13 protein-coding genes are annotated in these 13,897 nt (G+C 53.1%); 3 read left to right on the forward strand and 10 right to left on the reverse strand.

The window, feature by feature from the left end; genetic code table 11:
- Positions 1–8: 8 nt before the first annotated feature.
- Positions 9–692: a Tim44/TimA family putative adaptor protein gene (locus CGLAMM_RS00965; RefSeq protein WP_394820078.1), complete on the reverse strand. Its 684-nt coding sequence runs from the start codon at positions 690–692 to the stop codon at positions 9–11.
- A gap of 433 nt (positions 693–1,125) precedes the next feature.
- Between CGLAMM_RS00965 and secB the strand changes: the two genes are divergently transcribed.
- Positions 1,126–1,647, forward strand: a complete 522-nt coding sequence (gene secB / locus CGLAMM_RS00970; protein WP_394820079.1) for a protein-export chaperone SecB — start codon at positions 1,126–1,128, stop codon at positions 1,645–1,647.
- A 146-nt stretch (positions 1,648–1,793) separates the two neighbouring features.
- Here secB and CGLAMM_RS00975 read toward each other — a convergent pair whose 3' ends face one another.
- Positions 1,794–2,969 (reverse strand): Hint domain-containing protein, encoded by a 1,176-nt coding sequence (locus CGLAMM_RS00975; RefSeq protein WP_394820080.1) that lies wholly within the window; start codon positions 2,967–2,969, stop codon positions 1,794–1,796.
- A 355-nt stretch (positions 2,970–3,324) separates the two neighbouring features.
- Here CGLAMM_RS00975 and CGLAMM_RS00980 point away from each other — a divergent pair, with 355 nt between their 5' ends.
- Entirely contained in the window at positions 3,325–3,723 is a 399-nt protein-coding gene (locus CGLAMM_RS00980) for a hypothetical protein (protein WP_418115253.1), read from the forward strand.
- Positions 3,720–4,457, forward strand: a complete 738-nt coding sequence (locus CGLAMM_RS00985; RefSeq protein ID WP_394820082.1) for a hypothetical protein — start codon at positions 3,720–3,722, stop codon at positions 4,455–4,457. Before CGLAMM_RS00980 ends, CGLAMM_RS00985 begins: the two co-directional genes overlap by 4 nt.
- A gap of 1,798 nt (positions 4,458–6,255) precedes the next feature.
- On the opposite strand, the gene CGLAMM_RS00990 is transcribed toward CGLAMM_RS00985, so the two are convergent.
- The 8 genes from CGLAMM_RS00990 to CGLAMM_RS01025 form a co-directional block, all read right to left on the reverse strand.
- Positions 6,256–6,963 (reverse strand): hypothetical protein, encoded by a 708-nt coding sequence (locus tag CGLAMM_RS00990; RefSeq protein WP_394820083.1) that lies wholly within the window; start codon positions 6,961–6,963, stop codon positions 6,256–6,258.
- A 738-nt stretch (positions 6,964–7,701) separates the two neighbouring features.
- Positions 7,702–9,447: an SIR2 family protein gene (locus tag CGLAMM_RS00995; protein ID WP_394820084.1), complete on the reverse strand. Its 1,746-nt coding sequence runs from the start codon at positions 9,445–9,447 to the stop codon at positions 7,702–7,704.
- 181 nt (positions 9,448–9,628) lie between these two features.
- On the reverse strand, positions 9,629–10,021 hold the full coding sequence (locus CGLAMM_RS01000) for a hypothetical protein (RefSeq protein WP_418115254.1): 393 nt from the start codon (positions 10,019–10,021) through the stop codon (positions 9,629–9,631).
- Complete coding sequence (locus CGLAMM_RS01005) at positions 10,008–11,387, reverse strand: CotH kinase family protein (protein ID WP_394820086.1); 1,380 nt, start codon at positions 11,385–11,387, stop codon at positions 10,008–10,010. The genes CGLAMM_RS01000 and CGLAMM_RS01005 overlap by 14 nt, the downstream gene beginning before the upstream one ends.
- Positions 11,384–11,725: a hypothetical protein gene (locus tag CGLAMM_RS01010; protein ID WP_394820087.1), complete on the reverse strand. Its 342-nt coding sequence runs from the start codon at positions 11,723–11,725 to the stop codon at positions 11,384–11,386. Before CGLAMM_RS01010 ends, CGLAMM_RS01005 begins: the two co-directional genes overlap by 4 nt.
- Entirely contained in the window at positions 11,715–13,052 is a 1,338-nt protein-coding gene (locus tag CGLAMM_RS01015) for a tail fiber domain-containing protein (protein WP_394820088.1), read from the reverse strand. Before CGLAMM_RS01015 ends, CGLAMM_RS01010 begins: the two co-directional genes overlap by 11 nt.
- On the reverse strand, positions 13,049–13,573 hold the full coding sequence (locus CGLAMM_RS01020) for a hypothetical protein (protein WP_418115255.1): 525 nt from the start codon (positions 13,571–13,573) through the stop codon (positions 13,049–13,051). The genes CGLAMM_RS01015 and CGLAMM_RS01020 overlap by 4 nt, the downstream gene beginning before the upstream one ends.
- A gap of 5 nt (positions 13,574–13,578) precedes the next feature.
- The gene (locus CGLAMM_RS01025) at positions 13,579–13,896 is read right to left on the reverse strand and encodes a hypothetical protein (protein WP_394820090.1); all 318 of its coding nucleotides are present in this window, start codon (positions 13,894–13,896) and stop codon (positions 13,579–13,581) included.
- Position 13,897 lies beyond the last annotated feature (1 nt).

The following is a 13,897-nucleotide window of genomic DNA, read 5'->3' on the forward strand; positions in this document are numbered from 1 at the left end:
CAGTCAGCTTATGCCGCTCTGATCGCAGCGACCTGCCACTTTTCCTGCGTGTTATCTGGCCCGGTCGGCTTGATAAAGCGCCAAAGTTCAGAAAATTCCGTAACAGATTCCGTCCCGGAGACGAAATCCTTGTCGGCATTATAGACAGCGCTGATCTGCCTTGAGACAAATTTGACATCAATGGACGCCAGACCTGCTTGCGCCTCGGCGCCCGATATCGCAGCGTCCTCAAGCGCAACCTCGTCAATCGCCTTGATCTCCGCCTTCTGGGTTGTCTGATCTTTCTGGCGGGCCTCAATGACAGCGTTGAACGTATTGAAAGCATCCTCAGTGAGGCAGGCTTTCAAGCGAACGATATCGCCGGCTGCAAAGGCCGTCACGACATCCCGAAATGTCTGCTGAGCCTCTTCCACAAAGCTTGTCGGTTCAAACTTACTGATGCGACGCCCGATTTCCTGCAGAACCTGGCCGACGCGCGTATTAGGCTGCGGGATGTCGCAGCGTGTCGCCGCCTTGACCTCACCCATATCAAGGCCGGACGCCAGCTTGCTCGACGGCAGGGGTTTCTTCTGGAATGTCACGACGGCTTCCACCCTGACGCGCCGACCGAGTACGACAAAAAGCCGCCAACCCAGAACCAGGGCAACCAGCACAAAGAAAACGATATCGAGCGGGATAGGCAAGCCTGACATAGGCGGTTAATCTCTTTCACAAAAGTGGAAACGTAAAATTAGATCGCTTACCGGACAGGAACAACCTTTAAATACGCAATCTCCCCCTCCCTGCCGAAATGAGATCATCCTCCCCCCGGCCGTCACGGCGTCAATCCTGACGTTACCCGGAAAAATGGCGCTTTGAGACGTGTTTTCAACCCCCATCCCCAAGGCTTAACGCGGCAGAGGCCGGGATGAGACAGGTTAAGCAATATTTTAGGCGGCGCCGACCCGTCAATAAATCTCGTCTTATTGTGCCGTCATTCAGCGCTCAGGCACGGATAAAATTGACGCTAAACGCCGTGAAACCAGCAGGAGAGTCTAGGCCCCGGCCCCTCCCCCGTGCTAAGATCAACCGATCAATCACCGTCATGACGACGACAGTGATCAGACCAAAGCCCGGGAATTGAGAATGACTAAAGCAAGCAACGAACAGAACGAGAATTCAGGCGCAGCGCCATCGGCCTCTTCGCTCTCTGTCAATGTTCAATTCATTAAAGATCTATCCTTCGAGATTCCGGGCGGTGCGGCGACCTTCGCCTCGATTAAGGCGGCACCGCAAATCGGCGTCAATATCGATGTGCAGGCGCATAAACTCGATGAGAAACAACCCGTCTATGAAGTCGCGATTACCGTTAAGGCCGAGGCGCAGGAAGCCCCGGAAAAAGAAAGCGGCATGGCAGGTAAACCGATTTTCATCCTTGAACTGACCTACGCATCCGTCGTGACCATCGCCGACGTGCCGGAAGAGGCGATTGAACCTATTCTTCTGATCGAAGTGCCACGCCTTCTCTTCCCCTTCGTACGCAGTATTATCACTGACGTCACGCGGGATGGCGGCTTTGCACCGGTTGTTTTGCATCCCATCGATTTCGTTGGACTCTGGCAGAGCAAACGCGCGCAGCAATTTCCGCAGACGGAAGGGAATGCCTGAAACGCGCTGCAAGCACGACATCATCAAGGCGCCCCACCAGGCGCCTTTTTTGTCGCGAGGATGGAGATCATGCCGTGCACCTGTCATCGATCTTATCGGCGCCGTTCACCTGATGGCCCCAGCGAGCGGTGATATCAGTGCGTCCACTATTTTGACTGATCAATCCGAAGCATCAGCTGCGCCAGGGTCGACTCAATATCATCCTCCACGACATAGGGACCAAACGCTTTGATCTCAATCGCCAGGATGCGTGCCTGACCGTCCAATAACTCCGCCATCGGTAGCACGGCCTGCCCTGCTGTCCATCGCATTGCCTGGCCCGCCTCAACGCCATGCCAGCCAAAAAGATTCGGCTCCGAAAGATGTCGGGTCACCGTCTCCACGTGATCCGGGAAGATGACCGTGATCTCGCCGATCAATAGGCCCAGATTTCGCCGGTCATCAATGAAGGGGCCAACAACATCACATGGCCTCGCGGCAGGACTCCGGATGGATATAAGTCCTTGGAGCGTTTCGACGTTAAACAGTAAGGTTCTGCCATGATGCCGGATCGGCGCGACGGCCCTCCCGCGTGCGTCCACCACCTGGCAACTGACTTCCTGTGATGGCTTCATGTCGAGCTCACCCTCCTGCCGGAAGCCCATATGCGCCGCGCGCGCCAGAATGCCGCGCGCAATTGGCTCAATAAAATCCGAGGACGCGATTTGCAACGGCGTCGTCGCTGTATGCTGCAACCCGTACGGCGGTGCGCTCCCATCCGAGACTTCGGAAACGCTAAATATTGCCTTGTCTGACGAAATGGCCGATCGGCATGGCAAATTATTAGCCCAGATAACGGCATTTTCAACCGTTGCAAAATGATGATGCGTGCTCAGGGAAATGCCGTGATCGTAATAAATGGTCGCGCCATTCTCAAGCCTGTGAGTCGGTACAAGATAGTCGCCGAAAGCTATAAAATGCGCCGCCCCGACAAGTAGGTCACAGCAAGGGACGTTATCAGCAATAGCACCGCGCAGGATCCGGATCGGGAAACGTGAAAAATCGTCATCTACCCCGGGACTGGCGGTCACCGTGTAATGACCTGTATTTATGACGTCGCAACCGGTCATTCTTCCTTCGACGAGCGCTGCGATCCTGTCCCCAATCAGGATATCCTCAATGCGTTTCTCACCTGAAAGGGTGCGAATCATGGTGCCGGCCAGGTACGTTTGGCGGTCAAGGGCCGAAGTCACCTCAGTATGCCAAGTTTTTGACGGGAGGATGTCACCCTCAATCTCGGTTTGAGATGCAGTCTCTATGGCGATTTCCGTTTTTGTGAGCAAAATCTGAACTCCGCGTAACAGTCATATCGCTTGCGGCCCTGAGGCAAAACGTTTCGGAGCCGCTTTTAAAGAGGGGTGACTTATAGATGGACAAAATTTTCGCACCTTCAGGAATGCGCATCTCGTCCGTGCTTTTTTCCTTTTTGCTAGGCATGAGCCCCCATTGCGCTGAGCCACTTGAAACCTGCCCCCTCCCCCGCATAAGCGGCACAAGTCGGAAAAGCCTGACGCATTAAGGGTTACGTGACCGTTTTTTTATAACATAACTCCCCTCATAAACTTGCTATTTACTGATATTTACGGTATAGTTAGCGAATTATAAGATTACAGAACAATAATAACAAGGCATAAATTCATGAAAATCATAATGGCGGTCACGATGTGCGTGTGCGCGATCTCTTCTTCCGCTCATGCCGGCGATGATCTTGAACAATTATGCGCTGCGTTATCTGGAAAACATGATCACGGGCAAACCACTTTATATAAGGGCACAAACGTCACCGACGTCATTGGCGCAAAACTCGGCCCGAGTTGGGGAGCGACATTTAAAATAGGCGGCGGCGATCTCGGCACGAATTACTGGCATTATACCGTCAAAAATGATGATCCCTGGACTTATGACGTCGCGAAAATGGCATATCTGACAGGTGTCAAAACCGATATCTGCGTCGCCACAAGCACGCTCGACCCGAGTATTGATGAGCTTGTCGGCATCAGGTTATCCGAGTCGACCCCGTCGAGAGAACACGCATGAGCCGCACATTATTCATCAACCGGCTCATCATCGCCGCACTGGTCTTTTTCAGCTTCTCCTGCGCGAACGCGTTGCCGGTCAAAAAAGTGTTTCGCGCTGAGTCGAGACCGCCTTCTGACGTATTCGCTTCAGGCTTCACCTCCTGGGGCGATAATATCAATGTCAATGCACATGTATTGGGGTTGAGTGGCGGGCGGGGCAGTCGCGATTCAGCCTTCATCCCCACGACCTCCAACCCCGATATTGCCCATAGATTTGCCATTGATCTGCTGAATGTCGCATCTGGCGCGACAAGTTACATTTATAATATCCGGCCTGACGCGAATTTTTACTCAGCATCGACGTCGATCTATAATATTTACGAGCACGCGACGCCGCCGCGGCGTGTTTCCGACCAGATGAGAGCCACCATGGCGCGGGAACAGGAATGGTTTGTGCCCCACCACATTCCGCCCGAGCAAATTCAGTCTGTAACGATTTACACACGGGTCGACGGCGTCATCCATGAAACCACGATGGATAATGATCGCTACGTGCCTGGTGACACGCATTCAAATGATGACCCCTACCCGTCGGCGGGCCAATATCCGATCACAAGTGGCCCTATCCGAACGTTAGGCGCAAGCATGACAAACGTCGACACAGAACAACCCGGCAATAACTGGCCTCTCCCCACCGCCACCCCTTCAACCTTGTTGAATTGCTTCGGGTGCGTGTTTCATTCTGAATTGTGATTGACTGTTAGCCATCGTGCTCGCACGCGCACGGTGTTGCGCGTTGAGGGGTAAGGCACGTTGATCTGCCGCGCTTCGGAGCTGAGCTTGTCATCCGTTATCCTCGCGGGCAGATCATCCAGAATTTTGCGAACAGAGCCGCTGTGACAAGCACCCCTTTCCTTTGATTGATTATCAGTGTTAGGACACGGCTCTTAAGCAGGCGCAAGCCCGAACGGAAGCGATTGAGGTTCCAGTTACGATCATCGCCTTAGATGGTGACGTCATCACAACGATTTATAATTCTTTAAAATGAGGGCGTCGGGCGCAAGCCCGATGAGTTCAGGAGGGTTACCATGGACGCTTTTCTTCGCAGTCGCATAGCCTTTATCTCCGCCTTCATATTTGGCGGGCTGGTCGCATTGTCTTTTCTAATCCGGTTTGCGGGATGATCACCCGGGATCATCTTCAGTGTAGCGGGCGACCACTTTTTTCATGCGCGGCAAGACGTTTTTCACCCTTGAAAAAGCGTGTTCGTCGAAACCATCACATAAGTTTTTGGCAAAAAAGCGTCATCAACCTCAAGTCAAACATATCATTCGACCAGTTTCTGATCGATCAGCCGTTTTGTCTCGAGGCGAAGTAGCTCCCAAAAGGTTAGTTCACGCGTCTCTAACGAGCACCCAACTGTCATCGTTGATGACGGGCTGAACCGAAGGGAGCAAAAAAAGAAAAGACGTTGAAAGTAGGATCAAATTCAGAAATTTATTTGAGCACAAATGTTCTGAATCCGTTCGAGAAGAAACTCCAAGTTCCACGTCTTGCCCATATTTTTCATGCACTCCTGCACGAAAGCTCTGCCGCCATATCTGGGTGGCTCGTCTCCTAAGCTATGGATCATAGCTTCGCGATCTTGTTGAGCGACGCACCACTTACCGAGTGGCCTTATCGAAGAGCTATATGGATTCAAAGCTCGACGAAGGATTGCGTGATAAAATTCAAATGTGTCGAAAAGGAGTTCGTAGTGTTCGTCCAATCGGACGAGAGAGCGAAACGGTTCTCTCAGCCGAGAATACAACCAATTGCTCATTGGGACTGCTCGGCCTATTTTCTCGGAAAGGGGAGAAAACATCTTCGGTTCTGTTTGCAAAACCAATGCGAAACGCTCAGCAGCAACGCTATCCGACTTAAGCTTCAAAGGCGTGGGCGTCAACATTAGCTTGGCGAAGAGAGAAGGACGGTTGGTGAGAAGGCTTACCATCCCGGTGGTATAAAAGAGAAGTCGCGCCGGATACTCGCATACACGCGCCCCATAATGACCCCTCCCTCTTCCTTCCTGCGCCGCGCGTCATCTCATTCGATGAGCTGCGCGGCCATCCCGCAGCCGAAGCACGCGTCAAACATTGGCACATTCCAAACATATCTTCAAACGCGCATCGGCGCGCGTGACCAACCAGGCAGAAATGAGCGCGCCATTAATATGGGAAAGGGCAATTTATGCGCGGCGTCCGCGACAGATCGCACACCCTGCATCTCCTATCGAACTGGAATAAGACCCGGCGCCATCGCGCCATTAGGCAGAGCCTTCCAATGCCATTGAATTTTGTCGTCAGCTTATCCGAGATGACGGCGACCGTTTACGCTGTGCAGCCTCGACCTGCACGGATTTCTCACGCCGGCGGCGATAGAGCGCGACTTCATCAACGCTCTACGGCCTTCCGATAACAATCGCGGCGCTCTTCCTCCACGTCCCGCATCACGTCGTAAACGGCCACATTGTCAGAGCCTTACGTCGCGCTGACCTCTCTACTTACCGATTTCATTTGTTTGCGCATTCCTTTGCGGCCCGACATGCCTCGATCGCATCTGCTGCGTCTTCAGCGATAACCACCAAGGATGCTGCCAAAAGAGCAACCTCCGCGATTTCGGAAGCTCCACCGGTAGAAATAAGAGCGGCAAGCTGCAATGTGACGATCACGCCATACTCAACCCAATCCCAGAAAGTCATGCAATCTTCGATGATTGAGATGACAGAGGACAGACCACCTACGAGGTTCAACAGCACCAGAACTAATTCGACGATGGCTTCAGCTGATTGTAAAGCGCCATCAGCATCATAAATCGCGCCGACATATTCGTATAATCCGCGGATCTGATCTTCACTCAGTCGATCCACTATTTTGTGCGCGACCTCATCGACAACATCATGATCAAGAAATCCCATAACGTCGAAAACCAGAGCGATACAATCGACGGCGACGATGACGATGGCTTCTGCGCAAGAACTTTCGGAAAGATTGTCCCGATGCGTTTTTTTCAATTCAATCTTATTATATCTATTTCTCTGCAGAATTTTATAAGATTGGTGCGCTGCCTGTTTCAGAGTGATTTTATACTTGTCTAGAATCGAAAGTGGCAACCGAGGAACGGCGCCCGAACCATCATATTTCTTTAGGCATTCTAAAATCTCACTTTCTGTTTTATAAACAAAAAGCTTATCAGGATTAATTTGTGTAATATCGTTCATTTTAAAAAATTCTTTCAGAGTCTAATTGATTTATTACTTTTTTCTTAACTCGAAAGTCGGCATCTATTATTTGAATAACTTAATTAAGACGCGTTATATCCTTATGTGCAAAACGGCACTTTTTTCAAATGATGTGCCGAAGTTATTTACTCTATACTCTTACTTGTGTTGCTGCAAATGAAAAATCCGTAATATGGTTTTAGCGTTATATTGAAGCTTCAGTATAGCTTTCACACAGGATATTGTGGTCGCGGATACGACCTTGTCCGAGGTCCAATAGGTCATTAATGCCTCGATTGGCCGCCAGGTTACGGCCTTTGACATGTAATAAGAGGCGCAACTCCCGGGATCGCCCCGCAAGCGCGATCTGTCGCCGGATAATCCTGGTGAGGTTTTTGGCTGAAATAACGCCTGCCTGCCGTAGCTCGGCCCAGTGCGTTCGGATCTCGGGCTGTAGCGGGCGACCACTTTTTTCATGCGCGGCAAGACGTTTTTCACCCTTGAAAAAGCGTGTTCGTCGAAACCATCACATAAGTTTTTGGCAAAAAAGCGTCATCAACCTCAAGTCAAACATATCATTCGACCAGTTTCTGATCGATCAGCCGTTTTGTCTCGAGGCGAAGTAGCTCCCAAAAGATTAGTTCACGCGTCTCTAACGATCACCCAACTGTCATCGTTGATGACGGGTTGAACCGAAGGGAGCAAAACAAGAAAAAGACGTTGAAAGTAGGACCAAATTTAGAATGTCGTTTCATTACAAATCTTCTGAACCTGATGAAGAAGTAACTCCAAATCCCGCGTCGTGCCCATATTTTTCATACATTCTTGCACGAAAGCTCTGCCGCCATATCTGGGTGGCTCGTCTCCTAAGCTATGGATCATAGCTTCGCGATCTTGTTGAGCGACGCACCACTTACCGAGTGGCCTTATCGAAGAGCTATATGGATTCAAAGCTCGACGAAGGATTGCGTGATAAAATTCAAATGTGTCGAAAAGGAGTTCGTAGTGTTCGTCCAATCGGACGAGAGAGCGAAACGGTTCTCTCAGCCGAGAATACAACCAATTGCTCATTGGGACTGCTCGGCCTATTTTCTCGGAAAGGGGAGAAAACATCTTCGGTTCTGTTTGCAAAACCAATGCGAAACGCTCAGCAGCAACGCTATCCGACTTAAGCTTTGAAGGCGTGGGCGTCAACATTAGCTTGGCGAAGAGAGAAGGACGGTTGCTGAGAAGGCTTACCATCCCGGTGGTATAAAAGAGAAGTCGCGCCGGATACTCGCATACACGTGCCCAAGATGAATAAGGCGAGTCGAAATGGTAAGGTTCGTTCCGGACGGACTCGCTCACCGCATCTAACAGGAAGGAATCGAATTCTCCTGAAGTCCATCGCCCCACAGTCGCAGTCAGAGAAACGATTGTCTCAGCACTAGCATCATAAGCTTTTATGCGATCGCACATCGTTTGCGGGGAAAGTATTACGGGTTCTTGAGGAGGACAGTTGAACCATTTCGTCAAAGCATCGGTCAGAGCGTCATGATAAAGATCGTATAATTGGACCCGTTTAGAATTGTCACCAACATACCGTTTCGCGGCCCCTACTGCGGCGGTGACGTCAAGCGGATGCGGTCGATCGAATTCCTCCAGTCCATGGATACGGCTCATGAGGTCAGCGAAAAATTCATTCGCCGACTCGATGGTAATCAGCGTACCTCTTCTGTCATCGATAACGGATTGCGCAACCTCACTCAAAGGTCCGAGCGTCGTCCAATACCAGGAGAAGCGACGATTCACTGTGGCAAATATGGCTTCTCGCAAAGCAGTGTCGTAAGTCGCCGACCAACCGCACACGACCACGCCGTAATCCTCAAAAACTTGTTTGATCAGTTCCAACATCGCGGGATCATAAGAACCCAACTCTTCTTCGGTATTGAGAATCCGCGGATCAAGATAATCACCGTGGACTTTGATGATGCAGCTCCTTTCGAAACGAAGTGGCATCATTCCCTTCGCTTTACTCGGACTATCGATTACGACATGAGGCACTCCTCTCGCCGCCAAGGCTTGCTCTAGGAGGCGATCAAAGTTCGTCGTGACGACAACCTTGACGAGGCCTTTTTCCATAAGTTTAGCGATGACATGATGGGCGTCAGTCGGCAATTTTTTACCTTGTTTTCGCTCCTCTGGCGATGCCTCAAAAAGCCTTCTCAAAAATTGCTGACGATCAATTTCTGTTTTGAAGAGCTTTTCCAGAAGCTTGGAGTAACTCGGCGGACTCCCGAACGCTGATTTATACCACTCATCAGGTTCATTACCGCAGTCTTGCCCTTCCGCAGCCGCTAAATGCTTGATGAGTTCGATGACGACGCCCCAACCGGTTGGAATACCGGCAGCACTCGAAATTCCTGATCCAAGGAGCATAGCGTAGGCTCCGGGTTTGGAGCGAATGGAGAACGCGAGAGATGTGATGGGACTAATATCAGGCATCTTGACTTCCTCCACGGCGTTCAAGAGGCATGACCATCAGCTTGGAGATGATGAGATTTTTTCTGAGAACAAAAACAGCCAGACCCTTGATCTCCGTGATCAGTGAGGCCTTCCCACACGAGAGTCCATGCTTTCGATACTTTTAGTTTCGTCTAAATCATCACCGCCCGATCTTTGGCTTTCAACGACTCAATGCCCCCTTCCCCTCCCCCACCTCTAGCGGAAACGGGTAAGGCGGCAGAGGTTGAAACCGTGTTGGGCGCTTCCTCGCCGTCGCATCTCTATCAAACACGACGAGCCGCGCGGCAATCGCCTCGGCATAGAGGTCTTGAACGCAATCCATCAGCCGCCATTGCCGTCGCCGAAGCTGCTCATTTTCATCAGCCACGACCTTATTCCGCCTCATGAGGTCCTCATTGAGCCGAAGCGCCTGTGCCCCTGCCTCAAGCCTGTCGCGCCGGGCAGACACACGTGCGGCGGCGGCTTTCCCATACCAGCCCGCTACACCCGCGACCAGGTCGCCCACAAACGACCCGTAAGATTGCCAGAGCGCACCGAGGTTAGAAAGCAGCATCGAAGCCCCACTGCTGATCCATCCACGCCACCCGGCCGCGAAACCATTCCTGAATGTAAGAGATCGACCAACGCCCATCATAAGCCAGGTCCGGCCGCACTGTATTCTCGCCGCCCCGACTCCAGTTTTCGAGGTCGTCTGTCATGGAAGCGCCATCAATGAGCGCGATCTGTCGCCGGATAATCCTGGTGAGGTTTTCGGCTGAAATCACGCCTGCCTGCCTCAGCTCGGCCCAGCGTGCCCGGAGCTCCGGCCGCAGGTTCCGCTGAATGATGTCGAAGATACCCGGATCCTGGTCCGCCGTGCCGCCGCGCAGGGTAATCCAGCCAATTTTATCCGGCGCGGCGGCGGCCCGATCCTGCCAGGCCGTGACGCCAAACGTCCGGTCGTGGTCAAACGGCCATACACTCCACCGCTCAGCGTCCCACGTGCCGAGGAATAAATTATTCTGCATCGAGTCGTACGAACCTGTGACGTTGATCATGATCAGGTAATCAAGCCACGACCGCAGGTGCAGATATTGATGCATGCCCTTCCGCAATTGGGTCTCATCGGCGCGACAGGCTTGAAACCACTTAAACAGTCTCTCGCACGCCGCCTGGACGTCAGCAGCTTTCTGCGAGATGTCTTCCTGATCTTCGTATCCGTCAATCGCAGGGGACTGGACGGTCCAGTCACGGCTGTCGAAGTCACGATCCCAGACGTTCCACGTATGCTGCGCCTGGATCAGAATGTGATCACGGTTGCTGTCATCCATCAGGTAGTCGTCATTGGTCGTGCGGGAGCGCCACACGACGAGTTCCTGAAATGCACCGTTCCACCACAACTCGCAGGGCAGCCCGTCCGTGCTGAAGGCTGCACGAAGATGCATCCCACAGTTACGTCTATCCCAATATCGGTAGGCTGACGTTGGGGCCAGAAGCCCATCAGGGTGGGCATGAATTTGCCGCCACAGTGCGGTCGCCGTTGTCTCCCGAATAAGGGTCCGATCCGTGCCGTAACCCTTCAGCGTGATCGTCGAGGTCGGCGACCAATCCCCCATTTTCACGTAGAGCTTCTTGCCGTCAGAGGGACGCCGCAGCTTGAGATTATAATTCTTTTTCAGTGCCCCCTGACTTGATTGACCCTGCACGTTGCGTACGCCCACCGCGCTGAAAAGCGGCATTGTTCCGTCATAAAATGAGACCGAGATCGACACGTTTGATGCACTCGGATTTGACAGCTCCCCGTCAATGAGGATGCGCATGACGCGCGACGGCCGATCAATTGTGACCGTCTTGAATTCTTCGACCGCTTTCGGGCCAAGCGTCAGGACGCCGCCATTATTGATAAAACCCGTCGTCGGGATTTTGACATCGTTGCTCAAAATCCAACCCTCCCGAAGAGTAAGTCAGAATCGTCAATCCGCGTGAACGTGGCGACTGTGATGGCTGCGGGGCGGCTATCGACAAAAGGGGCGCGGCCCTCCTGCCACTTCACGCCGGACGGCCACGCCACTTCGCATCCTCCGTCCAGGGGCTGCTGGATGACGACCGTCATGGATTGACGCTCGGCCGCCTTGCCGACTTCGACTTCGATCATCGCATCGTCAGCCAGCAAAAGGCGATAAATGATATCGCCGAAGATTGGCTGTTGCAGAGAATAGACACCGGAAACAGCCAGATGCGTCTTAACGGGGACGCCATGCTCCCATTTAGCTGCCATGTTGCGCCGCCTCCAGCGCTGCGAGACGGGTTTCGAAATCCCGCTGCTTCATCATCTGACATGTGCTCATCAGCATCAGCAGCTCGATATAATTAAGAGATTGGCGGACACGTGGCTGACCATTCTCATCCAGAAGCGGCTTTGTCTCATAACGATAGTCGATTTTTGGAATTTTGAGCGTCGTCTCAAGACCGGTTTTCGGATCGACAATCTTCTTTTCCTCATTGGTCTCAACGGCGATCTGATCTTTCTTCATCAGCGGCTCTTGAGACCATAGCGACCAGTCTGCTGGGTCGAGCCCTGAATCCTTCAATGCGGCTTCCACAGCCTGCGCGATAACGCCGACATGCGTCCGGGCATCTCCGGCCTTATCCGACACGGCCGTCTTATATCGATATAAAACGGGACTGAGGGCGTCATAAAATGCGAGGAGCTTCGCGCGATCCGCGTATTCCGGCTCCAGCAGCGCCTGTAAAACGTCCTTCTCGTTGGCGTCCGAGACCTGGTTGACGGTGCCTGCGAGGAATAGATTGTTGAACCGATTTCCTGCGCCGCCCAGATTTGTGACGCCATCCTGCTCAGAATCGAGATATGCCGCTCGGATGCTTATCTCCGCATCGTAGCCATTGCCGGTGCCCCCGCGCGCGATGATGGATGCGTCCGCTGAATTGACGTTTGTAGCATCGTTCTCATTGATGATGTAGGACTTCGCGGCGCAGAAGAAATTGAGGAATTGCCAGTTGCCACTATCCGGCCGCCCGATCCATTGACAAGCCGTGCTACCCGGCAAACCGAGATTAGAAAATCCCCAATCCGTATAGAGCCTAAAGCCCCATCGGTTGCTATCAAGTGCCGTCGTCCCGGAATAAACATTGAAAAATTTATGCCCACCGATCGTGCCGGGCGGCGAGATGTTGGTGAAGCTCGTCCCGGCACTTCCGGGTGGGTCATTCCAACTCACCTGCGCGCCCTGACCGAGCAGGGCACCGGAGTAAGAGGCGGAAGCCGCTGCAAGGACACCTTTCCTCATCCCCGCGACCTGGTCAAAATCCGGCAGCGCAACATCCGTTTTAGCGACAGCACCACTGGCTGCACTCTGCGCAGCCTCGGCCGCTTTCGCCGCATCCAATGCTCCATTAAAGGCTTCCTGCGCTTTCTGAATGGCTTCGGCAGCGGCTTGCACGGCAGACGCGACACTCCCACCGAAGCCTGACGTGTCTGCAACAAAATCTGCCAGGGTCGGCCGAGTCCGACCACCATCGCCAGAAACAGTGCAGTCATCCAGGACGAGGCCCTTAGGCGCTGCCGGATACGGAATGTCAGTCATAGGTTGCCTCCCTCGGCCACGAGCAGGCCGGAATTACTGATGGTGTAAGGGTAATGGACCGAGCCATCCGTCATCACGACGGGGCTTGAGCTGATGAGATAGAGCCCGGCAGGCATGGGTTTGGCGCGCGACACATAAGCGTCGCCCGCGATAAATACCGGACCATTTCGTGTGAAATCCTCGGGCAGGACGCCTCGCGATTTAACGGGCCTCAACCGGCCGGAAGCGTCCTCATAAATCTGATCGACGCCGAGTTTTTGTCCAATCTGCTCCTGCAAATCTGCCGTTTCAGTCGCGACAACGCCTTTGGCGTGCGCAAGCACGAGAGCCAATAAGGGTGCGAGCGGCACGGATTGGATAGATCGGTCAGAGAGCGTTAATTCGAGCGTGGCTCCATCCTTCGTGATGGATATCTTTTCGAGCCCGACCCCCTGCGGTCCCGGCTGACCCTCCGCGCCTGGTGCGGTGGCGCTGATCAGGATGTTGCGTCGCCCGTTTGAACGGGCAGGGTCCACTGCCACCGTCATTAATCCGTCACGCGCTCGACGCAGGCGATGCGTAACGTCTCCGAGTAGGAGACGAGGCCATCTGCCTCGGTGAATCTGACATCGACCTGCATGAGCCCGACCGGCCAGGAGGCCGTCGAGCCCGGGAAACTCAGGGTAAAGCCTGCCGGGTCATTTTCAATTTTACCAACGTCGAGATCGGCAATGAGCGCGCCTCTCGTATCCTTCAATTGCGCCGCGATTTTTACGCCGTGACAGTCTCGCGGCGATCCATCCGCGTTTAGATTTCGGCAGGTGAGCGCGAAAGACGCGCCGCGCTTGAGGACGAAGTCTGCCATC

Origin of the sequence: Sorlinia euscelidii, from assembly GCF_036452135.1 — a bacterium.
In the GTDB taxonomy this organism is placed as follows: Bacteria; Pseudomonadota; Alphaproteobacteria; order Acetobacterales; family Acetobacteraceae; genus Sorlinia; species Sorlinia euscelidii.

Excerpts from the sequence above, each read along its gene's own strand:
- CGLAMM_RS00965 (WP_394820078.1), bottom strand. The coding sequence starts at position 692 with ATGTCAGGCTTGCCTATCCCGCTCGATATCGTTTTCTTTGTGCTGGTT.
- secB (WP_394820079.1), top strand. The coding sequence starts at position 1,126 with ATGACTAAAGCAAGCAACGAACAGAACGAGAATTCAGGCGCAGCGCCA.
- CGLAMM_RS00980 (WP_418115253.1), top strand. The coding sequence starts at position 3,325 with ATGAAAATCATAATGGCGGTCACGATGTGCGTGTGCGCGATCTCTTCT.
- CGLAMM_RS00985 (WP_394820082.1), top strand. The coding sequence starts at position 3,720 with ATGAGCCGCACATTATTCATCAACCGGCTCATCATCGCCGCACTGGTC.
- CGLAMM_RS00990 (WP_394820083.1), bottom strand. The coding sequence starts at position 6,963 with ATGAACGATATTACACAAATTAATCCTGATAAGCTTTTTGTTTATAAA.
- CGLAMM_RS00995 (WP_394820084.1), bottom strand. The coding sequence starts at position 9,447 with ATGCCTGATATTAGTCCCATCACATCTCTCGCGTTCTCCATTCGCTCC.
- CGLAMM_RS01000 (WP_418115254.1), bottom strand. The coding sequence starts at position 10,021 with ATGCTGCTTTCTAACCTCGGTGCGCTCTGGCAATCTTACGGGTCGTTT.
- CGLAMM_RS01010 (WP_394820087.1), bottom strand. The coding sequence starts at position 11,725 with ATGGCAGCTAAATGGGAGCATGGCGTCCCCGTTAAGACGCATCTGGCT.
- CGLAMM_RS01015 (WP_394820088.1), bottom strand. The coding sequence starts at position 13,052 with ATGACTGACATTCCGTATCCGGCAGCGCCTAAGGGCCTCGTCCTGGAT.
- CGLAMM_RS01025 (WP_394820090.1), bottom strand. The coding sequence starts at position 13,896 with ATGGCAGACTTCGTCCTCAAGCGCGGCGCGTCTTTCGCGCTCACCTGC.